This is a genomic window from Amycolatopsis sp. NPDC043887 (genome assembly GCF_056435665.1).
On the sequence record NZ_JBWKEB010000003.1, the window covers coordinates 502,981 to 526,694 of the forward strand.

Genomic DNA, 23,714 nt, shown 5'->3' on the forward strand with positions numbered 1-23,714 from the left:
TCCGGACAGTCGGCTCCACAAGGCCGGGTCCTTCCCTGCCGTCGAAGATTTCCCTGCTCAGATACCGGAATCGCCGTGATCGGTTCAGCTACTCGTGGGTCACATCGGCGGTCTGTCCGGGCCTCGCGGCGGCCCGCCGCACCGGGGTGACCAGCACCCCTTGCCTCGCGGTGCCGCTTCGGGCGACCTCACCCGGCTAGCTGAATCGTTCAAGCCGACCGTCGCTTCCACCGAAGTGGGAGCAAGGGACCTTTGCTACCGCCCGGGGTCAGTCGCTGCCGTTGGCGCGGTGCCGGTCGTGGCCGTTGACGGGACGCTTTCCCGAGTCCTGGGAACCGAGCTGCTTCACGAGCGCGGCGGCACTGGCGGTACCCGCCTGGTGCTCCGCGAGCGCGCGGGCGAGCAGGTCGGCGAGACCGGCGTCCGGCGGCGGCTCGTCCTCCGCGATCGCGCGAGCGTAGCTCTCCGGAAATGGTGTGATCGGCCGCCAGGAGCCGGTGTCGGTCAGCGGGTCCAGCGCCGGCGGCATCCGCAACCGCGGCAGCCACGGATCAGCGACCTCTTCCTTGGCGCTCGAACGAGAGCTTTCCTGGACCCCGGCCGGGTCCTCCCGAGGCGGCGGCGCGAGCGGGACGGCGGGTTCGCTGTACTCGACGGGAGGCTGCTCCCGGCGGGCACGGCCGGTGCCGGCGCGTTCTTCGGTGACGGGTTCGGGGAGCACGGGATCCGCGACGCCGTCCGCGCGGCGGCGGCCACCGCCCTGCCCGCCCGTGCTGGAGATCCCAAGCCGGTCCAGTACCGATTTCGCCGCCACGGACCCGTGTTCGACGTCGTGCCTGGTCTTGCGCGAGACCGGCGCCGAGGATCGGCGCGCCCGCTCTTCGGCCGCCCACTCGTCGCTCTCCCACAACGGCGCGGCGGTACCCGGCGGACGGGTCTCCGCGGCCACGCGCGGCCGTGGTTCGGCGGCGGGTTCGGGAGCGAGAAGCAGTTCCGGCGGGACGGTTTCCGACGCCGCGACGGGCACCGGTTCCTCGGCCCGGCGCCGCGTGACCGGAGCCGGGGTTTCCGGCCGGGCGATCGCCGGTCCGGGAGCGACGGTCTCGCGAGCCGCGGGCTCCTCCTGACGGCGACGGCGCACGGGCTCCGGTTCCGGACGCGACACCGGTTCGGGGCGCGGCGCGGGCTCCGGCTTCGGCGGCGGCAGCAGTTTCGGCGCGACGGGTTCGGCCTTGGGCTCGAACCTGATCGACGGCTTGGCCTTCTTCGGCACCCGACGGCGCCAGTCGCTGTCGGACGTCACCGCTTCCCTGGCGGGCTCGGGGCGGGACGGCGGCTTCAGCACCGGCGCTTCACTCTTTTCCGCGACCGGCGCCACGGGAGGCTCCACCGGGCGCGGAGGTTCGACCGGCGTGTGCCGCGCAGACACGGATTCCGCATGCCTGCTCTGCCGCACGGGCCGCGGCGGCTCACGGCGAACCGGCGGCTCGGCAGCGGCACGCTTCGGGGGTGCCGCGTCGATCGCCGGGATCACCGCGGTCACCTCGGCCGGTTCCGGCGCGGGAACGGGCGCCGCGGCGGCGGTCGGCCGCGCGGCGACGGCACGCAGGACGTCGTCGAGGTCGACGGCCGCGTTCTCGGCCGCGCCGAATTCGCCGACCAGGACGTTGCACGCCTGCCGGCGCGCACGGGCGTGCAGATGTTCGGCGGCACGCGAACGGTGCAGGCAGCCGATGGCCTCCTCGGCCCGGCCGAGCCGTTCCTCGATCTGCGCGAGTTCCAGCCACAGCCGTGCCGTGACGGCGTGCAGGTTGTGGTCCTCGGCCCCAGCGACCGCTTCACGGACGAGCATTCCCGCGGCTTCACCGGATCCCGTGGGCAGCAGGACACGAGTGGCCACCGCCAGCCGCAGCCACGCGGCGGGCGCGATCCCGGCGGCACGGACGGGCGCGTCGAGGATCGGCTGCGCGACCTCCCGCGCCATCTCCGTGTCGCCCCGGTCCAGCAACGTGCAGACGAGTTGCAGGATCAGCCTGATCCGGACGAGACCTCCGTCGTCCTCCGGGTTTCCGAGCTTTTCGAGCATGCCGAGCCCGGTCCGCGCGGCGTCGGCGGCCGACGTCAGGTCACCATGCCGTCGACGGTGCGCCGACACCCCGACCCTCAGCAGCGCGCGGATCAGCAACTGGGAATCCGCCGCCATCGAGCCGTCGCCGAGCACGAGCTTGTCCGCCTCGGCGAGCACCCGGTCCAGTTCCGCCTTGCGGCCGAATTGCGCCAAGCAGCCCACGAGGTGACACAACGCCTCTGCCCGGTGCGAGGGCGAAACCGCCGGATCCGCCAGCAACGGACGCAGCGCGGCCAGACCCGTCAACGGGATGCCCACGCTGCGCGCGCAGACCGCCAGATCGATCCTCAGCCGGGCGGCGATGTCGCCGTAGCCCGCGTGTTCCGCGGCGCGCAGGGCGGCCACGGCCCGGCCGACCGTCCGGGGACGGCCACCGAGCCGGACCCGGGCGCTCACCACCAGGCTCTCCGCGCGGATCCACTGCTCGTCGGCACCGGCGGCCTCGGCGAGCGCGGCCGCGCGCTCCCCGAGGACCAGTGCGAGCTCGGGCGCCCTCAGGTGCAGGGCGTCCGCGCGTTCGATCAGCCTGCCGACAGCGGACAGGGTTCCCCCGGTGGCAGCCGTCCGCCCACCCACCATGGTGGTGGGCGAGCCCGGCCGTTGGCGCTTGCTGGCTTCCACGGGGAACCCCCGGCCCTCAGTCGCGGGTCAGCTTGCGATGGGTGACGCGGTGCGGACGAGCCGCCTCGGCACCGAGGCGTTCGACCTTGTTCTTCTCGTAGCCCTCGAAGTTACCCTCGAACCAGAACCATTGCGAGGGGTTCTCGTCCGTGCCTTCCCAGGCGAGGATGTGCGTCGCGACCCGGTCGAGGAACCACCGGTCGTGCGAGATGACCACGGCGCAGCCGGGGAACTGCTCGAGAGCGTTCTCCAGCGAGCTCAAGGTCTCGACGTCCAGGTCGTTCGTCGGCTCGTCGAGCAGGATCAGGTTCCCGCCCTGCTTGAGGGTCAGCGCGAGGTTCAGCCGGTTGCGCTCGCCACCGGAGAGCACGCCCGCCGGCTTCTGCTGGTCCGGCCCCTTGAAACCGAACGCGCTGACGTAGGCACGCGAGGGCATTTCGGTCTGCCCGACGTGGATGTAGTCCAGCTTGTCCGAAACCACCTCCCATACCGTCTTCTTCGGGTCGATCCCGCCGCGGTTCTGGTCCACATAGGACAATTTGACCGTCTCGCCGATCTTGACCCGCCCGTCGTCCGGCTCCTCGAGCCCGACGATCGTCTTGAACAGGGTCGTCTTGCCGACACCGTTCGGCCCGATCACGCCGACGATGCCGTTGCGCGGCAGGTCGAACGACAGCCCGTCGATCAGCACCCGGTCGTCGAAACCCTTGCGCAGCTTCTCGACCTCGACGACCACACTGCCCAGCCGGGGCCCCGGCGGGATCTGGATCTCTTCGAAGTCGAGCTTGCGGTGCTTGTCCGCCTCCGCGGCCATCTCCTCGTAGCGGTCGAGCCGGGACCGCGACTTGGTCTGGCGCGCCTTGGCATTGGACCGGACCCATTCGAGTTCGGACTTCAGCCGCTTGGCGAGTTTGGCGTCCTTCTTGCCCTGGACCTCGAGACGCTCGCGCTTCTTCTCCAGGTACGTCGAGTAGTTGCCCTCGTAGCCGACGACGCGGCCGCGGTCGAGCTCCATGATCCACTCGGCGACGTTGTCCAGGAAGTACCGGTCGTGGGTGACGGCGAGGACGGCGCCGGCGTAGTTCGCGAGGAACTGCTCCAGCCACAGCACGCTTTCGGCGTCCAAATGGTTGGTGGGCTCGTCGAGGAGCAGCAGGTCGGGCGCGGACAGGAGCAGCTTGCACAGCGCGACCCGGCGGCGCTCACCACCGGAGAGGTGGGTGACCGGCTCGTCCGGCGGTGGGCAGCGAAGCGCGTCCATGGCCTGCTCGACCGTGGAGTCGATCTCCCACGCGTCGGCGTGGTCGAGCTCCTCCTGGAGCTTGCCCATCTCCTCCATCAGCTCGTCGCTGTAGTCGGTCGCCATGAGCTCGGCGACCTCGTTGAAGCGGTTGAGCTTGACCTTGATGTCGCCAAGGCCCTCTTCGACGTTTTCGCGGACGGTCTTTTCCTCGTTGAGCTCCGGCTCCTGCATGAGGATGCCGACGCTGGCGCCAGGCTGGAGGAAGGCTTCGCCGTTGCTGGCCTGCTCGATCCCCGCCATGATCTTCAGAACGGTGGACTTACCCGCGCCGTTCGGCCCCACCACGCCGATCTTGGCGCCGGGGTAGAACGCGGTGCTGACGTCGTCGAGGATGACCTTGTCCCCGACGGTCTTGCGCACCTTCTTCATGGTGTAGATGAACTCGGCCATGCAAACGATCGTAGAGCGAGGCGATCGCGGCCTTGACGGCGGTCACCACCGAGCTACCGACAGTCAGCCCGATATCACTGAGTGAGCATCGGAACCTCAGCCCACGGGCGCCTCCTCCAGCGCGGTGACCATGGGATTCCCGGCGGGCGGCGGCACCGACGGGATCGCCCTGGGCCGGTCACGTCCCAACCGGTGGATCTCGGCCGAGCAACGCGCCAGGTTGGGGCCGATGGAGAAGGCCTCAAGCTCAGGTAGACCCAGAGGTGCCGGGATCTCCTCCGCGGTCTCGGCTCCGCGTAGCCGCCCGGCCACGATCACCGGGTCGCCTTTGCTCAGGCAGGAGAACGCCGCCATCGCCAGCTTGCGCCAGCAGGTGACCTTGACCGCGAGCTGCCGTCCCTCGCCCCACTCCCCTCTTTCCTTGTCGTACCGGCGTTCGACACTCCGCAGGCCGAACGACACGACGTCGTGCCCGTGCCCCCGCTCCGGATGGTGGACCGGTTCGCTGGTCAGGTTGCCGATCATGGTCACCCACGTTTCGCCCATCGCCATCACACTCGCCCTTCTCCTCGTTCCGGGACCTTCCCGGCGTTTCCCTTGATCACAGAGTGCCTCGGACTCAAGGGCGGAAAGGGACGAAAACCGGATCTGTGGACAACTCCGGGCGTTGTGGGCTTCCTGTGGACAACTCGGGGCGGAAGAGCGGGCTTTGTCGGCGAGGCGTGGTAAGGGGCCCTACCGATCGCGTGTCAGCTTGTAGGGCACCAGATCGACCACCAGCTCGTCTGCCGAGGTGGGTGATGCCCTGGGGTTCTTCCAGCGTGGTGAGCCATTCGGCGTGCCCCGGGTCCACGATCGCGGTGTAGGTCTTCGCGGCCGCTCCCGGACTCCGCTCGACGGCTCGGAGGATGTCGGCGGACCGAGCGTGGCCGAGAACGGCACGGATGGCCGCGTCGAACATCGGCAACCCGACGGCCACCTGGGCGATTTCGTGGAAGCCGCCCTTGGGGATACGGGCGTAGGCGAGCCACGCCCTGCCACCCGCCGTCGCGATGACATGGCCGACCGGGAAACCGCCCGGTGTCCTGTCGTCGACGCAGACGTACACGGCCTTCCCGAAGTCGTCGTGTTCCGGCTTCAGGAAGAGCTTCCGTTGCTCCAGAAGCCTGCGGACGGTTGCTCCGATTTCGTCTGCCACCGCGGTCTCCCCACGATGGTGAACCTGCCACCGAAACCCAGGTTCCCACCGTGACGGGCGCCGCCGCCCCGTTGTCCGGTTGCGGCCAAAGCTCTAGGAGCCGGGCCCCCGTTCCTGATCGGCGAGTTTCTTCAGCATCGCGTTGTAGGCGTTCAGATCCGCGTCACCGGAGGCCTCTTCGCGGCGATCCCGGCGCCGCGCCTCCCGCTCGTCCTGCCGCGCCCACTGCACCAGCAGCGCGACGAGCACCAGCAGTACCGGCAGCTCACCGGACGCCCACGCGATCCCGCCGCCGAGCCGCTGATCGGTGAGGAGGTCGGTGACCCACGGCAGTTTCAGCCCGCGGTAGAAGTCCTGTCCGAGCACGGTCTGCATGCTCATCAGCGCGATCCCGAAGAACGCGTGGAACGGCATTGCCGCGAACATCATCCCCAGCCGTCCCAGCGGCGGGAGCCGTCGTGGCGCCGGGTCGACACCGATCACCGGCCAGTAGAAGACGTACCCGGCGAGCAGGAAGTGCGCGTTCATCGCCAGATGCGCCCAGTGGTAGTTCAGCGCCGAATCGAACAGGCCCGAGAAGTACAGGCCGTAGAAGGAACCGACGAACAGCAGTAGCGCGACGATCGGATGCGTCAGGAACCTCGACAGCGGCGAGTGCACGAAGGCGAGCAGCCATTCACGCGGTCCGGGCGGGGCGTCCTTGCCCGCCGTGGGCAGCGCGCGCAGCGCGAGCGTCACGGGCCCGCCGAGCACGAAGAGCACCGGCGCCACCATGGACAGCAACATGTGGTTGCCCATGTGCACGCTGAACATCGCGGGCGCGTACCGGCCGATACCGGACGACGTCGCGATCAGCAGCACGAAACAGCCCGCGAGCCACGCGACCGTCCGGCCGGTGGCCCAGGTGTCACCGCGGCGCCGCAGCCGCCGGACTCCGGCGAGGTACAGCCCGGCGAGAACGAGCGCGAGGGTGCCGTAGACGAGGTCGAACCGCCAGTCCGTGAGCAGCCGGAAGACCGTCGGAGGACCGTAGAGGTCGTACCCGATCAGCAGTTCCGTTGTCGACGGCTGGGTCAGCGATTCCTGCGGCGGCGGGGTCTTCGCGAGCCCGGTCGCGATGCCGATCGTGACGAACATGATCAGCACCTCGACCGCGGCGAGCCGCAGCAGCTGACCACCGCCCGCTCCGTTCACCAGCCCGGCGACCCCCTTCTGCCGTTGCTGATGGCCGAAGACGCCGAGCAGCAGCAACGCGACGACCTTCGCGACCACCAGGAGGCCGTAGTCGGTGGTGAACAGGTCGGCGATCCTGATCCGCACCAGCGCGTTCACGATGCCGGAGACCGCCATCACGATCCAGCACACCAGCGCCAGCTTCGAAAACCGCGTCGCGGCGAGCTTGAGGTTCTCGCCGCGGCGCCAGCCGAGTGCCAGCAGCGCCACCAGCCCGCCGACCCACAACGCGGCGGCGACCAGGTGGTACAGCAGGCTGTTGGTCGCCATGTCGTGCGAGCCGCCGCTCGCGGAATGCCCCGTGACCGCGACCGGGACCAGGCCGCCGACGGACAGGAAGAAGACCACCGTCGTCCAGCCCCAGGTCAGCGCGAGACGGCAGCCGAGCGCGACCAGCAAAGCGATCAACGCGGTGAACAGCCAGGCCTTCGGCTGCTCGATGGCGTCGACGAGGTCGACCAGTACCTGCGGCGAGAGCACCTCGGTGAACGGGCGGCCCGCGCCGTCGGCCGCGGAGAAGAAGATCGACGCGGCGGCCGCGAAGAACCAGACCCACGCCGCGACACCGGCGACCCGGATGGCGGCGTAACCGTCGGCCGCGAGCGTGCCGGACTTCTGCGGCGGGACGAGGAACGCGGCGAGCAGCAGCGAACCCACGCACAGCACCGAAGCCGCCTCGGCCAGTACCCGGACGACGGTGATGCCGTAGCGGGTCACCAGGCCCGGGTCCGGGAGTCCGGCGATGACGTAACCGGCGCCACCGGTCAGCGCGACGAGGCCGACGGCCACCACCGCGGCCAGGAGCGCCCCGATCGACACCAGCGGCAGGACACCGGCCTTCCGCGCGGGTGGGGCCGGTTTCGTCTCGGGGTCTGAAGGCACGTCACGAGGGTATGCCGAACGCGCAACCGGCAAGATGGCGGCGTGCGGATCATCCTGCTGAGGCACGCCGAGTCACTCGGCAACGTCGACGAACTCGCCTACACCCGGATCCCCGACCACGCCCTGCCGCTGACCGACGCCGGTCGTGAGCAGGCGAAGCTGGCGGGCCCGGAGCTCAAGGAGGTCCTCGACGGGCAGCGGACGGCGGTCTACGTCAGCCCCTATCTGCGGACACGGGAAACGTTGCGGCTGCTGGACATCCGGGAGGCCTGCGAGCGGATCGTGCCGGAGCCGAGGCTGCGGGAACAGGACTGGGGCAACCTCCAGGACCCGCTGGAGCAGGAGGTCCAGAAACAACGCCGCCACGAGTTCGGCCACTTCTTCTACCGGCTCCCGTTCGGCGAGTCCGGGGCGGACGTCGACGACCGGGTCGCGGCGTTCCTCAGCGAGCTGGCGGCGTGCGGCGAAGATCACCCCGAAACCGTGCTGGTCGTCTCACACGGGCTAACCATCCGCTTGCTGTGCCGACGGCTCTTCGGCTGGAGCATCGAGCTGTTCGAGTCCCTGTCCAACCCGAAGACCTGCGAATACCGCGTCGTGGAGCGGGTCGACGGCAAGTGGACGCTGGACCGCCCGTTCCGCCAGTGGCGGGACTCACCCGATGGGGAGACTCAGGTTTGAATCAGTTCAGCGGCGCGCAGCGCCCCCTTTGAGGGCGGCGGCGGGGGCATGGATGGAGGGGCGAGGAGCACCACCCTCGTTCCCAGCCCAGGGCTGGATTCGATCCGCGCGAATCCGCCGATCTCCGCCATCCGCGCGATGATCGAGTTCTCGAGGCCGAAGCCACGCCGCCGGGCCCCGACGTCGAAACCGGCGCCGTGATCGCGCACCGTCAAGGAAACCCCGCCGCCGATCTCTTCGACACTCACCACGGCCCGTCTGGTCCCGGAGTGCTTCAACGTGTTGCGCAGGGCTTCCCTGGCGGAGTCGTGCAGCGCCATGGCCGCCTCCTCCGAAAGCTCTGGAGCGGCGTCGTCCTGAACGACGACCTCGACGCGCAGCCCCTCCGCGGCCATTTCGGCGGCGAGCAGCCGCAGCCGCTGGCGCAGTCCGATTCCTTCGGTGGATTCGTGTTCGAGGCTGATCCGGATGCGCATCGCCTGAGCGCGTGCGATGCGGCGGACGCGGTCGAGGCTGGCCGCCGGGTCGAGTTCGTCGGCGGGTGCGGGGATCGCGAACGACTCCATCACCTGCAGGACGGTGTCGTGGACGTCGCGGCGGTGCCTCTCACGTTCCGCGGCCCGGCCCCGCTGCTCCCCGAACCCGACCGCGAACCGCATCGACGCGCCGACCAGGCCGGCGACCGCGAGCGACACCACCAGCGCGGTCGCGAGCGTGAGAAGGAGACCGAGTGAGGAGGCCGGGTCCAGCAGGACGTGCGGTACCACCGCGGCCCCGATGGCCAGTGCCCCGGCCGCCGCGCCGCGCAGCAGGGTCCAGACCATCACCGTGCCCATCAGATGGGTCCAGGTGATCGACGTGATCGCGGTGTCCTGCGCGAATGGCGCCGCCCCGAGGACGAAGAGCGCGGCGAACGCGCTGTCCACCAACGGAACCAGCCTCGTCCCGGCCGCGGACCAGCGGAAGGTCCAGACGGTCGCGACGACGTTGGGCACCAGATGCAGCGCCACGAACGTCCACAGCACCGAAGACCCCAGGCCCGCCACCCACAGCGCTTGCACCAGCATCGCCAGCCGGAACGCCACCGGGACCAGGACCAGCCAGGGCACCGTGGTCCGCACCAGTCGCGCGGGGATACCTCTGCCGCCGCCGAGCATCAGCACCCTCCCGGATTAGCCTCACTGAAACAGCGACCGAAGCGCATTCATTTCAGTTTACCGAGATGTCAACGGGCGACGGGTTCGACCGCCTCCTCACGTTTCCGCGCCCGCGTCGCGGCCACCGCGGACGGCACGATCAGCGCGGCGGTCAGCCCGACGAACAGGAACGACACCGAAAGCGATGTCACCTGCGCGATCCCGCCGATCAGCGGCGGTCCGGCGAGGAAACCGGTGTAGGCGATCGCCGTGACGAAGGCCAGTTCGCGCTCGCCTCCCGTCCCGTCGGCGCGTTTGCCCGACGCGCCCGCGAGACTCAACGCGATCGGGAAGGCCGCGGCGAGCCCGGCACCCGCCAGCGCGAAGCCGACGAAGCCGAACACCGGAACGTGGGCCAGCGCGGCGAGCACGAGGCCGGCGGCGGCGATCCCGGCACCCACCGCCAGCGCACGCGTCGCGCCGAAACGGTTCTGAAGCCAGGCACCCGCGAGCCTGGCGAGCGCCATGGCCAGGGCGAATCCCGAGTACGCGAAGGCGGCGGCGCCGTCGCCGACCCCGTGCACGGACGTCATCAGCAGGGCGGACCAGTCCGAACTCGCCCCCTCCGCGATCGCCGAGAACAGCGCGATGGCGGCGAGCAGCCAGAGGACGGGACGTTTGATCGGCGCCACTCTCGGCTTCTCGACGGGTTCGGTGTGTACGGGTCGCGCGCCGGGCACGGCGGCGATTACGAAGGCGAGCACCACCAGGGCGGCCAGCGCGGCGACCGTGAGATGCCTCCCCGGCGACCAGTGGTGCGACGCGGCGAACCCCGCGGCGACGGAGCCCGCCAACGCGCCGAAGCTGAATCCGGCGTGCAGGATCGGCATGATCGCGCGTCCGGTCCGGCGCTCCACCTCGACTCCGGCGACGTTCATCGCCACGTCGAGCGCGCCGACGCTCGCCCCGAGGACGAACAACGCCCCGGCGAGCAGGACGACCGACGTCGAGAAACCGATCATCGGCAACGCCGCGCAGGCGATGATCGTGCTGCCCGCGACCACCGCGCGGGCACCGTACCGCTCGATCAGCCGCCCCGAAACCGACGCCGCGATCAGCATGCCGACGCTGGCGCCCAGCAGGGCAAGACCGAAGACACCCGGCGAGGCGTCCACTCTTTCCGACAACGCCGGAGTCCTCGGCGCCCAGGAGCCGAGCGCCGCCCCGTTGAGCGCGAACACGACGAAAACGGCCGTACGGTCACGCATAGACCCCAGTCTCCTTTCGATTTCCTCTTCCCCCAGAATGACTTAAGCGCTTCAGAAAGTCCACTGGCGCCGTCAGCGCCTAGACTGCGGCGGTGACCAGCACGCGACGGCGAAGGCCGACGTTGGACGATGTCGCCGACGCCGTCGGGGTGTCGCGCGCGACCGTCTCCAACGCCTACAACCGGCCCGACCAGCTGTCCGCCCAGCTGCGGGAAGAGGTGCTTCGCGCGGCCAAGAAAATCGGGTACGCGGGGCCGAACCCGACCGCCCGCAGTCTCGCCACCAGCCGCACCGGCGCGATCGCCGTCCTGCTCGACACGAATCTTTCGACGGCGTTCTCGGATCCCGCGTTGTCGGTCACCCTCGACGCGCTCTCGACCGTCGTCGATCCCGAGGGGCACGCCCTTCTGCTGCTGCCCGGCGACGGCGAGAGCGGCGGCCCGCGCGCGGAGCGGATCCTGACCGCGCAGGCCGACATCGCGGTGGCGTATTCGCTGGCCGACGGCGCGCCGGCGCTGACCGCGGTCCGGGACCGGGGCCTGCCGCTGGTGGTGATCGACCAGCCGCATATCCGCGGTTCGGCGAGGATCGGCGTCGCGGACCGGGCGGGAGCGGCCGCCGCGGCCCGGCACCTGGTGGAACTCGGGCACCGGCGGATCGGGATCTTCTCGGCGCAGTGCCTCTCGGCGCCGCGCGGCGGCGAACTGAGCGCGGCCGAGGCCGGGAACAGCCGGTTCCACGACAACCGCGAACGGATGGCCGGCTACCTGGAGACGCTGGCCGAGGCGGGGATCCCGACGGCGGACGTGCCGATCTGGGAGGCGTCCGGGCTCTCGGTCGAAGGAGCTCTCCCGAGCGCTTTCGGCCTGTTGGATCGGCTGCCACGGCCGACGGCGCTGCTGTGCATGTCGGATCTGCTGGCCCTGGCGGCGATTTCGGCCGCCAGACAGCTCGGCCTGTCCGTCCCGGGCGACCTTTCGGTCGTGGGCTACGACGACGTCCCGCCCGCCCGGTGGTCCGAACCACCGCTGACGACGGTCCGGCAGGACCTGGCCGCCAAAGGACGGGCGGCCGGCGAACTGGTGCTGGCCCTGCTGCGCGGGGAGAAGGTCCCCGCGCCCGCCGAGGTACCCGCCGAACTGGTCGTCCGGGATTCCACCGCGCCCGCGTAGCAGCCGATTCCGGCGCACGCAAGGCGCCCCGGTGATATGTGGACAACTCGCCCCGATCGAGCGGCGCACAACTACTTATCCACAGAAGTAGAAATGCGGGCAGACAAACCCTTCCCCGCGCGCCATCGTGGAATCACACATTCACCGACGGCGATCGAGCGCCGATTCACGGGGGAGAACCCAGCCATGCAACGACGTTTGACCAACCTGCGCGCCCGCCTCCCACACGTGCTCCTGCTGGCCATGGTCGGCCTTCTGACCAGCGCCGGAGTCGCGAGCGCCGCCACGGCGCCGCCCGAGCCCGCCTGCCAGAAGGGCGAGTTCTGCGTCTGGGGCGAAGAATCGTACGGCGGCGCGGTGCACAAATTCGACCTGCGCACCTCCAATCCCGACGAATGCATTCCCTTACCCGAAGGCTTCGACGGGCATTCGTTCGTCAACCGGCTGAGCAGGGACGTGACGATTTACCAAAGCGAGGAGTGCACGACCGAAGGAGATTTCATCACCTATCCGGGTGGCGGCACCTACGTGCCCCAGGGTCCGTTCGTGATTCGCGCCCTCAAGATCTGGGACTGACCACCCCGGCGGTTCGCGCCGGTCGCTCGCGGAAGAGTCGACTCGCGACCTGCGCGAACCCAGGGGCCGCTCCCCCGAAGCGGCCCCGGCCCGTGAGCGCGTCACCCCGCGTCGTGACGCGCTCACGGGCGTTCCAAAAAAAGGGTGGGCTCGACCTGAAACGATCTGGCGGTGTCGAACGATCGACAGGTTGGCGACGGCTAAGCTGCCGATGCTGGGCGACACCCAATGTCGCCGACGTCGGCCCTCGTAGCTCAGCTGGATAGAGCAAGAGCCTTCTAATCTCTAGGTCGCAGGTTCAAGTCCTGCCGGGGGCACGTCGCGGCTGGTCACAAGCACTTTGTGGCCAGCCAACTCAAACGCAGAAGGGGCTGGGTCAGCACAAACCCAGCACTTTCGATCCGCGTCACGCTCGCGCGGGCGGCGCCGCTGGGGCCTCTCCGGATGCCCCAGCGGTGGCGGTCCGTGACGCATTACCCTTGTTGTTGGTCACTGTCACACCGGCAAGGCTTCGTGAAGTGGTCCACCCACCTCGCCGTGCGCTATAGGTTGTGCCCATGTACGTGCCGACGCCGACCCAGCGCGACTCGCAACCGACCGCCGCGCCTCCCTGGTGGCTCGTCATCGGACCCGGGTTCGCCGCGCTCATCGGCCTGTTCCTGCTCACCGTGATCTACCGGTTCGACGGCGAGTCGGCCCTGCAGATCGATCTGGGCATGTCCAGCCAGTCGCTGCTGCTGAACGGTCTCGTGGCGTATGTCGTCGCGGCCGCGATCGCCTTCCCCGCGGGCCTGCTGCTCGGCGCGCGCTTTCCGACGTCGGTGACCGTGCCCGCGATCGTCTTGATGCTCCTCGGCGTGCTGCTGGTCGCCTTCGGGCCCAGCAGCGGCCTGCTCCTGGTCGGGCGGGTGCTCAACGGACTCGGCGCGGGCGCCGTCCTCGGTGTGACCGTCGCGCTGATCCGGCGTCTCAGAACCGGTCGCGGCGTCGCGGCCGGCGTGACGGCGGGCCTCGGCGTCCTCGCCTTGGTGGCCGCACCGGTTCTCGGCGGGCTGCTCTCGGACGCCACCGGCTTCCGCGTGGTGTTCGTGGTGGCGGCGCTGTTCGTGTTCGTCGCGCTCGTCGTCGCCGGGGTCATCGGCATCGTCGCGCTGGCCAGGCCGAAACACCCCTGACCTTCAGTCGCCGAGCCCCCGCAACGCCACGAGCACTTCGTCCGGCACGTCGAGCCGGGCTTCCACCTCTGACACCTTCGCGGCCACGCGCCGATGCGTCGCCCGGCCGCGGGCGCTGAGGTGGACGAGGACGCGGCGTCTGTCGGCGGCGTCGACCTCGCGGTAGGCCTGCGCGGTGGTCACGAGCTTGTCGACCACCCTGGTCAACGTCGGGGCGGTGGCGAGCGTCCGGTCGGCGAGGTCGGCCATGGCGAGGCCGCCCTTGCCGCTCAGCGTGTCCAGCACCAGCCATTGGTCCAGGGTGAGACCTTCCTTGGCGAGCACCTGCTCCACCCTGGCGGCGACGGCGCGGGCGGCGCGGGTGAGCGAACCGGTGAGCGACGTTCCGGCGGTCGTGACGCCGCGTGTCCCCATATCCCGTCCCCTTGCCAAAACCGGACACCCTCGCAATACTTCCAGGTGAAAGCACTTTGACCTTACCGGGCCACCGCACGGAGCGCCATGCCCCCACGCCTCGCCACCCGGCCCCGCGACGACACCTGGCGTGTGGCCATGGTGGTCCCGCTGCAGGGACCGGCCGGGCTGTTCGGCCCGTCGTGCGAGGCGATCACGGAGCTGGCCGTCCACGAACTCAACGAATCCGGCGGCATCCTCGGCAGGCAGGTCGAGGCCGAGGTGGTCGACGGCGGCGGCACTCCCGCGCGAGTAGCCGACGAAGTGCGGCGCCTGGTCGCCGGTGGGCGGGTCGACGCGGTGAGCGGCTGGCATATCTCGTCGATCCGGCACGCGCTCGCGCCGGTGTTGGCCGACAGGGTGCCGTACGTCTACACCTCGCTCTACGAAGGCGGCGAGCGCCGCTCGGGCATCTTCTGCACGGGCGAGACGCCGCGCTGCCAGATCGAGCCGGCACTGCGCTGGCTGCGCGATCATCTCGGCGCCCGGCGCTGGTTCGTCGTCGGCGACGACTACGTGTGGCCGCACCGATCGACCCGCGCGATCCACCAATACGCCAAGGATCTCGATCTGCGCATCACCGGAGAGGCCTTCGTCGGGCTCGGCGCGGGCGATATGTCCACAGTGGTCCGCGAGGTCGAACAGTCCACAAGCGACGGTGTGCTCATGTTGCTGGTCGGACAGGACGCGGTGCGCTTCAACCGGGCTTTCGCCGCGCACGGGCTCAGCGACCGGCTGCTCCGCTTCAGCCCGCTGATGGAGGAGAACATGCTTCTCGCCAGTGGCGCGAACGCCACCGGCAACCTCTACGTCTCCGCCGCCTACTTCCGCTCGATGGTCACCGCCGACGCGATGGACCTCCTCGGCCGCTACGTGGGCCGCAACGGCCCCGGCGCGCCGGCCTTGAACAACGCCGCCGAATCCTGTTACGAGGGGCTGCATACACTGGCCCAACTCGTCGGCAGGGCGGGGACGTCGGAGCTTCCGGCGCTCAACGCGGCGATCGACGGCGTCGCTTATCACGGACCGCGCGGCACGATCGAGTTCCGCGGGCAGCAGGCCGATCAGCACGTCCATCTCGCGGTCGCCGACGGCTACGACTTCGAAGTCCTCACCCGGCTCTGAAATCCACCCTCTTGACTCGCTCCGGCACACCACTTACTTTCATTTGAAACTATTCCATATGACGCACGTTATGCGGAGGTGAGCATGGGCAACGTGGGCCTGCTCTACGTCGGCGCCGCCTTGATGATCAACGGCCTGATGTTGCTCGGACGGGTACCATCGCGTTCGGCGGCGGTGCTGAACCTGTTCGTCGGCGCCCTGCAGTGCGTCACCCCGACCGTGCTGATCGTCCAGGCGAACGGGAATCCGGACGCGATCCTCGCCGCGTCCGGCCTGTACCTGTTCGGTTTCACCTACCTGTACGTCGGCATCGCGAACCTCGCGGGCCTGGCACCCGAAGGTATCGGCTGGTTCTCGCTCTTCGTGGCGGGCGCCGCCGTGGTGTACGCGGGAATCGCCTTTTGGCACGACAACGACCCGGTGTTCGGCGTCATCTGGTTGTCCTGGGCGTTGCTGTGGGCCCTGTTCTTCGTGGTGCTCGGCCTCGGGAAAGAACAGCTGACCCGGTTCACCGGCTGGACCGTCCTGCTGCTCAGCCAGCCGACCTGCACGGTGCCCGCCTTCCTCGGCCTGACCGGCGCTTACCGCAGTGACGGCGGCACCGCGCTGCTGGCGGCGGCGATCGCGGTGGCGCTGGTCGCGGCCGCCGGTTCCCTCGACGTCCTGAAAAACCGTTCGGAGAAAAGGAGTCTTCATGCGACACGGTGACATTTCCGCCAGCCCGGACACGGTCGGTGTCGCGGTGGTCAACTACAAGATGCCGCGGCTGCACACCAAGGCCGAAGTCCTCGACAACGCCCGCAAGATCGCCGAAATGGTGGTGGGCATGAAGTCCGGGCTTCCCGGAATGGATCTCGTGGTGTTCCCCGAGTACTCGACGCAGGGCATCATGTACGACCCGAAGGAAATGTACGAGACCGCGGCGACGATCCCCGGCGAGGAGACCGTGATCTTCGCGGCCGCGTGCCGGGAAGCCCAGACCTGGGGCGTCTTCTCCATCACCGGCGAGCGGCACGAGGACCACCCGAACAAGCCGCCGTACAACACGCTCGTGCTCATCAACGACCGCGGCGAGATCGTCCAGAAGTACCGCAAGATCCTGCCGTGGTGCCCGATCGAAGGCTGGTACCCGGGCGAAGACACCTACGTCAGCGACGGCCCGAAGGGCATGAAGATCTCGCTGATCATCTGCGACGACGGTAACTATCCGGAGATCTGGCGCGACTGCGCGATGAAGGGCGCCGAACTGATCGTGCGCTGCCAGGGCTACATGTACCCGGCCAAGGAGCAGCAGGTCCTGATGGCCAAGGCGATGGCGTGGGCCAACAACTGTTACGTCGCCGTGGCGAACGCCGCCGGTTTCGACGGCGTGTACTCGTACTTCGGCCATTCCGCGATCATCGGCTTCGACGGCCGCACCCTCGGCGAGACCGGCGAAGAGGAATACGGGATCCAGTACGCGCAACTGTCGGTCTCGGCGATCCGCGACGCGCGCACCTACGACCAGTCGCAGAACCACATCTTCAAGCTGCTGCACCGCGGCTACACCGGGGTGCAGGACGCGGACGAAGGCGACAAGGGCGTGGCCGAGTGCCCGTTCGACTTCTACAAGCTCTGGGTCACCGACGCCAAGAAAGCGCAGGAGAAGGTCGAGTCGATCACCCGCGACACCATCACTCCTCGGCACCCATGATGAGGACGGTGAGCCGGACACCCCTCGACGTGTGGGCGAAACTCAGCGCGAGCGGGACGAGCACGAGCGCGAAGTAGGTCCACAAAGGCCAGTGGTACAGATGGTTCAGGTGCCACGTTTCCTTGAGGGCGATGAAGAAGGCGCCCGCGGTCACGATGAACCAGCCACGGGCCTTGTTGGCGAAGGTGGCCATGGTGCGCCGCTGCTCGGCCGTGAACGAGTTCATGACCTCGCGGTGCACCTTGCGCCGCCGTCGCCGTTCCTTGACGATGGCCACCGGCGGCAGCAGCCACCACCTGCGGGAAACAGGCTCCCCGAAATCGGGCCGGGGCACCTCGACCGACCGCAGGTCGCGAAAGCGCTCGCTCTCCTCACGGAGTTCGAGCGCGCCCTGGTACATGGGCCCGGCGACGAGGAGCCAGCCGCCGAGGAAGGCGGACCAGGCGATGAAGTAGTCGATGCGGATCACCCTTCCCCGGACCACCGCCGTCCGTGATCCGCGATGATCGGCCTATCCGCCCCTAGACTCGGCGTCATGGACAGGATCGACAGCGGCAGCCGGAGGATCGCCGCCCCGCCCGAGACCGTCTACCAGGCACTCCTGGACCACGAGTCGCTCGAAGCCTGGCTGCCGCCCGAGGGGATGCGCGGCCGGATCGAGCACTGGGATCCGCGTCCCGGCGGCGGTTTCCGCATGGTCCTCACCTACCTCGACGCGTCCGCCGCGCCCGGCAAATCGTCGGACGCGACGGACGTGGTCGAAGTCGGGTTCGCCGAACTGGTGCCCGCGGAACGCGTGGTGCAAAAGGCCGTCTTCGAATCCGAAGACCCGGCGTTCGCGGGCACCATGACGATGACCTGGAGCCTGGCCGCCGCGGATCACGCCACCGAGGTGACCGTCACCGCGACGGACGTGCCGTCCGGCATCGGCCAGGCCGATCACGAGGCCGGTATCGCCTCTTCACTGGCCAACCTGGCCTCCTTCGCCGAAACGCGCTGACGGCCGGACGCGATCACGATCGCGGCGAGGACGGCCATGACCAGCGGCACGACCAGCGCAGCCCGGAAACCGCCGAGCGCGGCCTCTCGCGAACCGTCACCGAGCGCGGCGACGTTGACGGCGGTCACCGCGGACAGCCCGAGCGCCGCGCCGAACTGGAACGCCGTGTACAGCAACCCGCCCGCGAGTCCCTGTTCGTCCTCGGCGATCCCGTCGGTGGCGACGATCGTCAGCGGACCGTAGGCGAGCGCGAACCCGAGGCCCAGGATGATCATCGACGGGAACATCGCCGCATATGTCCAGTCCAGGCCCAGCGGCAGGAACAGCGCGTACGCCACGGCGGCGAGCACGAGTCCGCCGAAGATCAGCCGGGTGTTGCCGAACCTCGCCACCAGCCGCGGGGTCAGCGTCGGCGCGAGGATCGCGTCGATCCCGACGGCCAGCAGCGCCAGGCTCGTCTCCAGCGTCGACCAGCCCCGCAGTTCCTGCAGATACAGCGTGACGAGGAACTGGAACCCGAAGAACGATCCCGCGAACAGCAGGGCGCCGGCGTTCGCCCGCACCAGCGTCCCCGACTTCAGGATGCCCAACCGCACCAGTGGGGCGGGCGAGCGGCGTTCGACGGCCACGAAGGCCGCCAGCGCCGCCACTCCCCCGGCGAACGACGCGAGGGTCCAGCCCCAGCCCTGTCCGGGGTGTTCCAGGCGGACCACCGCGTAGGCGATCAGCAGCATCGCCACGGTCACGGTGAGCGCTCCGGGGAAGTCCAGGCGACGCGGCACGCGTTCCTCGCCCGCCGGTTCCTTGATGAGCCACAGCGCGGCGAGCAGGATGACGGCGGACAGGATCACCGGCGTGAAGAACACCCATCGCCAGTCGATCCTGGTCAGCAGGCCGCCGATGACCAGGCCGAGCGAGAAACCGCCCGCTCCGGTGCCGGCGTAGAACAGCAGCGCCTTGTTGCGTTTCGGGCCTTCCTCGAAGCTCGTGGTGATGATGGACAGCCCGGCCGGGGTCATGAAGGCCGCGGCGACGCCGGTGACGAACCGGGCGAGCAGCAGCATCCAGCCTTCGGTGGCGAACCCGCCCAGCCCGGAGAAGACGAGGAACACCACCAGCCAGGCGAGGAACATGCGACGGCGGCCGTACATGTCGGCGGCGCGTCCGCCCAGCAGCATGAACCCGCCGTAGCCGAGCACGTAGGCGCTCACGACGCCGCTCAGCGTCGCCGTCGACAGCCCGAGTTCGGCCCGGATGGACGGCAGCGCCACGTTCAGCATCGCGACGTCGATGCCCTCCAGGAAGATGGCGCCGCACAGCACCAGGAGCACGCCCCAGGCCCGCCCGCCCATCCGGTCGGCGCGCGGCGGCGTTCGTGTGTTGCTCAAGATCGACTCTCCCTCAGTGAACGGGAACCGACGGTTACTCATCAGCCGGTCGGTTCCCTCTTGTAACCAAAGGGATCGTCCGTCACTATCGATGACCATGGAAGAAGGCACTTTGAACTCACCCAGTCGTTGCGAACTCACCGAGGAGGACTACGAGGCCTTCCAGTGGGACACGCGCGAGGACTGCGAGGTCCGCCAGATCCTCGACCGGGTGGCGGACAAGTGGTCGCTGTTGGTGATCGCTCTGCTCGACCGGAACACGCTGCGGTTCACCGAACTCAAGTACAAGATCGACGGCATCAGCCAGCGCATGCTCACCACCACGCTGCGGCATCTGGAACGCGACGGGCTGGTGAACCGGACCGTCTACCCGGTCGTGCCACCGCGGGTCGAGTACGCGCTGACACCGCTGGGCATGACGCTGCATCAGACCATCCAGTCGCTGGTCACCTGGACCGAGGACCACCAGAGCGAGATCGCCCTCGCGCGCGCCCAGTACGACAAACGCGTCACCGCCTAGGGAGCCGCATGGCCAGACTGTCCGGAGGGGATCCGTCACTACTGCGGCGGCTCAACGCCATCGCCGTCCTGCGGGCGCTGTACGCGGCCGAGGAGCTCACCCTCGCGGAACTGGTCAAGGCGAGCGAGGTCTCCCGCCCGACGGTCGAGGAGATCGCCGCCGACCTCGGTGAACAGGGGCTGGTCGAGGAGGTCCCGCTTCCTCCCGGCACGCCGCGGCCGGTGGGACGCCCCGCCAAGCGGTACCGCTTCCGCCACGAGTCCGGGCACGTCGCCGGGCTGGAGATCGGCCCGCATCAGGCGTTGTGCCTGGTCGCCGACCTGCGGGGCGAGGTCGTCGGACGGGCGAAGGCCGGGCTCACCCCGGAAGCGGCCGCCGCGGACCGGCTCGGCACCGCGCACCGGGTGCTCGCCGCGGCCGTCGAAGGCCATGTCAACGTGCGGGTGCTCGGCATCGGCACCACCGGCGTGGTGTCCGGCGGCAAAGTCCTCCGCGACGACCGTCTTCCCGGCTGGACCGGCGTCGACCTGCCCGCGGAGTTCGGCGGCGGCTGCCCGGTGCTGGCCGGGAACGACACCAGACTCGCGGCGCTGGCCGAACACTGGCGCGGTGCCGCGCGCGGCGTCGACGACGTCGTCTACGTGCGGGCCGGGCGCACCGTCTCGCTGGGCCTGCTGCTCGGCGGGAAGCTGCACACGGGCCACCACGGCGCGGCGGGCGAGATCGGCGCCCTGCGCCAGGCCGGCGGGTTCGTCGAACTCGTCGCCGCGACCGTGCTCGCCGTCGACCCGCGGCTGGTGGTGATCAGCGGCTCCGAAGATTCGCTGACGACGCCGCTGCGCGCCGAACTGGCCCGGCTGTGCCTCTTCCCGGTCCGCGTCGAGACGGCGGCCCTCGGCGAAGACTCGGTGGCGCTCGGCGCGGTCCGGCTGGCGCTGAGCCGGGTGGAGCGCGACCTGTTCAGCGTCGCGGACGTCGCCTGAGCAGGCTGATCACCACGATCAGCACGGCCACTGCGCCGCTGGTGAACAGCTGCGTCCGCGCGTCGGCGTCCGTCCACATGAGAACGAGCACGCCCGCCATCGCGATCAGCGCGACCCAGCTGAGCCACGGGAAACCCCACATCCGCACCGGCAGATCCGCGGCCGTGCCGTCCCGTTCCGCCGCTTTCCGCAGCCGCAACTGCGAGACGGCGACGAAGATCCAGACCAGCAGGATATTCGCCCCGATGGCGTTCAGGAGGAACGGCAGGACGTGTTCGGGGGCGAGGAAGTTCAGCAGCACGGCCACGAAACCGAAGGCCACCGAAGCGAGCACCGCCGTCCGCGGGACACCCGCGGAGGACAGCTTCAGCATCGCGCGCGGCGCTTCACCGCGGCCGGCCAGGGAGAACACCATTCGCGAAGCGCCGTAGAGATTCGCGTTCAGCGCCGAGAGCAAGGAGGTCAACACGACGAAACTCATCAAGAGCGCCGCCGACGGCACCCCGATCCGCTCCAGGATGGTCACGAACGGGCTGGTGTTGGCCGAAGCGGTCTCCCACGGCAGCAACAACACCATCAGCGCCACGGAACCGACGTAGAACAGCAGCAGCCGCACGATGACCGTGCGCGTGGTGCGGCGGATCGAATCCGCCGGGTCCTCGGACTCCGCCGCGGCGATGGTGACCAGCTCCATGCCGCCGAAGGAGAACGCGACCGCGAGCAGGCCGGTCAGCACGCCTTGGAGACCGTTGGGCAGGAAACCACCGTGCCCGGTGAGGTTGTCCAGGCCGACCGGCGTCGTGCCCGGCAGGATCCCGAACACCGCGAGCGTGCCGAGGACGAGGAAGCCGACCACGGCGGTCACCTTGATCGCGCCGAACCAGAACTCGAACTCCCCGAACGAGCGCACTGCGAACAGGTTCACCACGGTCAGCACGGCCATGAACAGCAGCACCCAGGTCCACTGTGGAATCCGCGGCAGCAGGCCGTTCGCGATCCCCGCCGCCGCGGTGGCCTCGGCCGCGACCACGACCACCAGCAGCGACCAGTACAGCCAGCCGACGGTGAACCCGGCCCAGCGGCCGAGCGCCTTCTCCGCGTACACCGAGAACGAGCCGCTGCTCGGCTCGGCGGCCGCCATCTCGCCCAGCATGCGCATCACGAGCACCATGAGCAGGCCCGCGACCACATAGGACAGCAGGATGCCGGGGCCCGCGGTCTTGATCCCCGCGCCGGTGCCGACGAACAGCCCGGCGCCGATCGCCCCGCTGATGGCCAGCATGGTGACGTGCCGCCGCCGGAATCCGGTGCCGAGCGATCGGGTCTCGATCGCGGTCACGGGCTCGGCGGGACCTGGTGCGGGCATGGCGGATCCATTCGTCTGCGGCGGTACTGGAGAAGCTCAACCGCGGGACAACTCTTCCAGCCGTTCGTGCAGCCGGTCGACGTGGTCCTCGCTTTCGGGCTTCATCAGCACGCTACGCAGGATCCTCGCGCCGTCCGCATCCGCGCCGACCCCGGTGTGACGCAGACCGAACCGCGCCTCGCTCACCCGCAGTGTGCTGAGGAACACCGGCTCCCTCGCCGCGGCCATGCCGGTGCGCAGGATCCGCGCGCTCTCCTGGTCGATCTTCGACAGCGAAAGCGGCTCCGTGCGGGGGAAGTAGGTGACGATGTCGAGTTCCGGTGGCTGGTACAGGTCGAACCGCTCGGAGTCCTCCAGCAGCTTCGCCCACCGCAACGCCGCGCGGCGCCCGGCCGCGAGCACCCGGCCCAGTCCGTCGGGAGTGGGCGGCAGGACCCGGAAGGTGAGCCACAACGCGGCGGCGGCCGCGCCCGCCCGGGAGCATTCGAGGCTGATCTCGCCGAGATGCAGCCCTTCCGAGGTAAAGTAGGTGTACGGCGAATCGTGCAGGTAGAACCGGCCCGCCCCGGGGTCCTTGAACAGCACCGCGCCGCACCCATAGGGCTGGAGGCCGTGCTTGTGCGGGTCGATGACGATCGAGTCGGCCTCGGCGATGGCGAGCCACGGGGCTTCGGGCAGCCCTTCCGGACCGTCCAAACCGGACAGAAGCCGGAAGAACCCACCGTAGGCGGCGTCGACGTGCACCCGGACGCCGTAGCGTTCGCGCAGCGCCAGCGCCTCGTGGATCGGCTCCACCGTGCCGAGCGCGGTCGTCCCGGCGGTGAGCACGACGGTGCCGATCTTCCCGGTGCGCAGCAGATCTTCGAGCGCGTCGAGGTCCATCGCGCCGCGCGCGTCGACAGGCACCGTGTGCCCCTCGACGCCGAGGACGCCGCACATCCGGCCGTGTGTGTAGTGCGCCTCGGCGCTGTACGCGATCCCCTTGCCCGGATGCGTTTCCCGCGCGACGAACAGCGCTTCGAGGTTCGCCACCGTGCCACTGGTGGTCAGATGCCCCAGATGCTCGGTGTAGCCGAACATCGTGGCCAGCTCCCGGACGACCTCGCGTTCCATCTCGGCGGTCGCCGGGCCGCCGTCGAGGGCGTGGTTGTTGGGGTTGACCAGCATCGCGGCCAGGTAGCCGACCACCGCGGCCGGATGCGGCGGTTTGAGCATCTGGCCCGCGTAGGACGGGTGGAAGAACGGGTAGTTGTCCTTCAACCGCTCGGTGAGCTCTTCGAACGCGGCCTCGAACCGCCCGTCGGAGATCTCCAGCGACGGATGCGGCCGGAAGGAGCCGAACGTCTCCGCCCACGCCTCGTTCGACGTCAACGCCTGACCGAGCCAGTACCGGAAGTCCATCAAGCGCGCCCTTCGCTTCGTT

Annotated in this window: 22 protein-coding genes and 1 tRNA gene; 11 read left to right on the plus strand and 12 right to left on the minus strand. The window is 69.5% G+C overall.

The window, feature by feature from the left end:
- Positions 1-268 precede the first annotated feature (268 nt).
- The 5 genes from AC069H_RS11760 to AC069H_RS11780 form a co-directional block, all read right to left on the minus strand.
- Positions 269-2,749, minus strand: a complete 2,481-nt coding sequence (locus AC069H_RS11760; protein ID WP_478232211.1) for a hypothetical protein — start codon at positions 2,747-2,749, stop codon at positions 269-271.
- Positions 2,750-2,765: 16 nt separating this feature from the next.
- The gene (ettA, locus tag AC069H_RS11765) at positions 2,766-4,442 is read right to left on the minus strand and encodes an energy-dependent translational throttle protein EttA (RefSeq protein ID WP_478229216.1); all 1,677 of its coding nucleotides are present in this window, start codon (positions 4,440-4,442) and stop codon (positions 2,766-2,768) included.
- Between the two features lie 96 nt (positions 4,443-4,538).
- Complete coding sequence (locus AC069H_RS11770; RefSeq protein WP_340687617.1) at positions 4,539-4,988, minus strand: single-stranded DNA-binding protein; 450 nt, start codon at positions 4,986-4,988, stop codon at positions 4,539-4,541.
- A gap of 73 nt (positions 4,989-5,061) precedes the next feature.
- Positions 5,062-5,640, minus strand: a complete 579-nt coding sequence (locus AC069H_RS11775; protein WP_478232212.1) for a hypothetical protein — start codon at positions 5,638-5,640, stop codon at positions 5,062-5,064.
- A gap of 93 nt (positions 5,641-5,733) precedes the next feature.
- A complete protein-coding gene (locus AC069H_RS11780) occupies positions 5,734-7,755 on the minus strand; it encodes a bifunctional copper resistance protein CopD/cytochrome c oxidase assembly protein (protein WP_478232213.1) in 2,022 nt (673 codons plus the stop codon).
- Positions 7,756-7,797: 42 nt separating this feature from the next.
- Between AC069H_RS11780 and AC069H_RS11785 the strand changes: the two genes are divergently transcribed.
- The gene (locus AC069H_RS11785; RefSeq protein WP_478232214.1) at positions 7,798-8,436 is read left to right on the plus strand and encodes a histidine phosphatase family protein; all 639 of its coding nucleotides are present in this window, start codon (positions 7,798-7,800) and stop codon (positions 8,434-8,436) included.
- On the opposite strand, the gene AC069H_RS11790 is transcribed toward AC069H_RS11785, so the two are convergent.
- Positions 8,427-9,599 carry a sensor histidine kinase gene (locus tag AC069H_RS11790; RefSeq protein ID WP_478232215.1) on the minus strand — a complete coding sequence of 391 codons (1,173 nt, stop codon included), beginning with the start codon at positions 9,597-9,599 and terminating at the stop codon, positions 8,427-8,429. The two genes, AC069H_RS11785 and AC069H_RS11790, sit on opposite strands and share 10 nt — an antisense overlap.
- A 62-nt stretch (positions 9,600-9,661) precedes the next feature.
- Positions 9,662-10,840, minus strand: a complete 1,179-nt coding sequence (locus AC069H_RS11795) for an MFS transporter (protein WP_478232216.1) — start codon at positions 10,838-10,840, stop codon at positions 9,662-9,664.
- A 122-nt stretch (positions 10,841-10,962) separates the two neighbouring features.
- Between AC069H_RS11795 and AC069H_RS11800 the strand changes: the two genes are divergently transcribed.
- From AC069H_RS11800 to AC069H_RS11815, 4 genes are all read left to right on the plus strand, one after another.
- Complete coding sequence (locus AC069H_RS11800; RefSeq protein ID WP_478229244.1) at positions 10,963-12,012, plus strand: LacI family DNA-binding transcriptional regulator; 1,050 nt, start codon at positions 10,963-10,965, stop codon at positions 12,010-12,012.
- A 186-nt stretch (positions 12,013-12,198) separates the two neighbouring features.
- On the plus strand, positions 12,199-12,588 hold the full coding sequence (locus AC069H_RS11805) for a peptidase inhibitor family I36 protein (protein WP_340687611.1): 390 nt from the start codon (positions 12,199-12,201) through the stop codon (positions 12,586-12,588).
- 243 nt (positions 12,589-12,831) lie between these two features.
- Positions 12,832-12,905 (plus strand) — tRNA-Arg (locus tag AC069H_RS11810).
- 240 nt (positions 12,906-13,145) lie between these two features.
- Positions 13,146-13,763, plus strand: coding sequence for an MFS transporter (locus tag AC069H_RS11815; RefSeq protein ID WP_478232217.1), 618 nt, complete (start codon positions 13,146-13,148; stop codon positions 13,761-13,763).
- Between the two features lie 3 nt (positions 13,764-13,766).
- On the opposite strand, the gene AC069H_RS11820 is transcribed toward AC069H_RS11815, so the two are convergent.
- Entirely contained in the window at positions 13,767-14,177 is a 411-nt protein-coding gene (locus tag AC069H_RS11820; protein ID WP_478229209.1) for a MarR family transcriptional regulator, read from the minus strand.
- Positions 14,178-14,264: 87 nt separating this feature from the next.
- On the opposite strand from AC069H_RS11820, the gene AC069H_RS11825 reads away from it, so the two are divergent.
- The 3 genes from AC069H_RS11825 to AC069H_RS11835 all read left to right on the plus strand — a co-directional run bounded on the left by AC069H_RS11825 (position 14,265) and on the right by AC069H_RS11835 (position 17,034).
- Entirely contained in the window at positions 14,265-15,341 is a 1,077-nt protein-coding gene (locus tag AC069H_RS11825; protein WP_478232218.1) for a substrate-binding domain-containing protein, read from the plus strand.
- Between the two features lie 84 nt (positions 15,342-15,425).
- The gene (locus tag AC069H_RS11830) at positions 15,426-16,049 is read left to right on the plus strand and encodes an AmiS/UreI family transporter (RefSeq protein WP_478229207.1); all 624 of its coding nucleotides are present in this window, start codon (positions 15,426-15,428) and stop codon (positions 16,047-16,049) included.
- Positions 16,036-17,034, plus strand: coding sequence for an aliphatic amidase (locus AC069H_RS11835; protein WP_478232219.1), 999 nt, complete (start codon positions 16,036-16,038; stop codon positions 17,032-17,034). The genes AC069H_RS11830 and AC069H_RS11835 overlap by 14 nt, the downstream gene beginning before the upstream one ends.
- Here AC069H_RS11835 and AC069H_RS11840 read toward each other — a convergent pair.
- A complete protein-coding gene (locus AC069H_RS11840) occupies positions 17,015-17,503 on the minus strand; it encodes a hypothetical protein (protein ID WP_478232220.1) in 489 nt (162 codons plus the stop codon). The two genes, AC069H_RS11835 and AC069H_RS11840, sit on opposite strands and share 20 nt — an antisense overlap.
- A gap of 66 nt (positions 17,504-17,569) precedes the next feature.
- Between AC069H_RS11840 and AC069H_RS11845 the strand changes: the two genes are divergently transcribed.
- Complete coding sequence (locus AC069H_RS11845) at positions 17,570-18,034, plus strand: SRPBCC family protein (RefSeq protein ID WP_478232221.1); 465 nt, start codon at positions 17,570-17,572, stop codon at positions 18,032-18,034.
- On the opposite strand, the gene AC069H_RS11850 is transcribed toward AC069H_RS11845, so the two are convergent.
- Positions 17,974-19,422, minus strand: a complete 1,449-nt coding sequence (locus tag AC069H_RS11850) for an MFS transporter (protein ID WP_478229203.1) — start codon at positions 19,420-19,422, stop codon at positions 17,974-17,976. The two genes, AC069H_RS11845 and AC069H_RS11850, sit on opposite strands and share 61 nt — an antisense overlap.
- A 91-nt stretch (positions 19,423-19,513) precedes the next feature.
- On the opposite strand from AC069H_RS11850, the gene AC069H_RS11855 reads away from it, so the two are divergent.
- The gene (locus AC069H_RS11855; RefSeq protein WP_083649928.1) at positions 19,514-19,942 is read left to right on the plus strand and encodes a winged helix-turn-helix transcriptional regulator; all 429 of its coding nucleotides are present in this window, start codon (positions 19,514-19,516) and stop codon (positions 19,940-19,942) included.
- An 8-nt stretch (positions 19,943-19,950) separates the two neighbouring features.
- Positions 19,951-20,925 (plus strand): ROK family transcriptional regulator, encoded by a 975-nt coding sequence (locus AC069H_RS11860; RefSeq protein WP_340687600.1) that lies wholly within the window; start codon positions 19,951-19,953, stop codon positions 20,923-20,925.
- Here the strand turns inward: AC069H_RS11860 and AC069H_RS11865 are convergent.
- Positions 20,903-22,291: an amino acid permease gene (locus AC069H_RS11865; RefSeq protein WP_478232222.1), complete on the minus strand. Its 1,389-nt coding sequence runs from the start codon at positions 22,289-22,291 to the stop codon at positions 20,903-20,905. The genes AC069H_RS11860 and AC069H_RS11865 overlap by 23 nt on opposite strands.
- Before the next feature lie 36 nt (positions 22,292-22,327).
- Positions 22,328-23,692, minus strand: a complete 1,365-nt coding sequence (locus tag AC069H_RS11870) for a pyridoxal phosphate-dependent decarboxylase family protein (RefSeq protein ID WP_478232223.1) — start codon at positions 23,690-23,692, stop codon at positions 22,328-22,330.
- Positions 23,693-23,714 lie beyond the last annotated feature (22 nt).

Excerpts from the sequence above, each read along its gene's own strand:
- ettA (WP_478229216.1), bottom strand. The coding sequence starts at position 4,442 with ATGGCCGAGTTCATCTACACCATGAAGAAGGTGCGCAAGACCGTCGGG.
- AC069H_RS11770 (WP_340687617.1), bottom strand. The coding sequence starts at position 4,988 with ATGGGCGAAACGTGGGTGACCATGATCGGCAACCTGACCAGCGAACCG.
- AC069H_RS11795 (WP_478232216.1), bottom strand. The coding sequence starts at position 10,840 with ATGCGTGACCGTACGGCCGTTTTCGTCGTGTTCGCGCTCAACGGGGCG.
- AC069H_RS11805 (WP_340687611.1), top strand. The coding sequence starts at position 12,199 with ATGCAACGACGTTTGACCAACCTGCGCGCCCGCCTCCCACACGTGCTC.
- AC069H_RS11815 (WP_478232217.1), top strand. The coding sequence starts at position 13,146 with ATGTACGTGCCGACGCCGACCCAGCGCGACTCGCAACCGACCGCCGCG.
- AC069H_RS11820 (WP_478229209.1), bottom strand. The coding sequence starts at position 14,177 with ATGGGGACACGCGGCGTCACGACCGCCGGAACGTCGCTCACCGGTTCG.
- AC069H_RS11825 (WP_478232218.1), top strand. The coding sequence starts at position 14,265 with ATGCCCCCACGCCTCGCCACCCGGCCCCGCGACGACACCTGGCGTGTG.
- AC069H_RS11830 (WP_478229207.1), top strand. The coding sequence starts at position 15,426 with ATGGGCAACGTGGGCCTGCTCTACGTCGGCGCCGCCTTGATGATCAAC.
- AC069H_RS11835 (WP_478232219.1), top strand. The coding sequence starts at position 16,036 with ATGCGACACGGTGACATTTCCGCCAGCCCGGACACGGTCGGTGTCGCG.
- AC069H_RS11845 (WP_478232221.1), top strand. The coding sequence starts at position 17,570 with ATGGACAGGATCGACAGCGGCAGCCGGAGGATCGCCGCCCCGCCCGAG.
- AC069H_RS11855 (WP_083649928.1), top strand. The coding sequence starts at position 19,514 with ATGACCATGGAAGAAGGCACTTTGAACTCACCCAGTCGTTGCGAACTC.
- AC069H_RS11860 (WP_340687600.1), top strand. The coding sequence starts at position 19,951 with ATGGCCAGACTGTCCGGAGGGGATCCGTCACTACTGCGGCGGCTCAAC.
- AC069H_RS11865 (WP_478232222.1), bottom strand. The coding sequence starts at position 22,291 with ATGCCCGCACCAGGTCCCGCCGAGCCCGTGACCGCGATCGAGACCCGA.
- AC069H_RS11870 (WP_478232223.1), bottom strand. The coding sequence starts at position 23,692 with ATGGACTTCCGGTACTGGCTCGGTCAGGCGTTGACGTCGAACGAGGCG.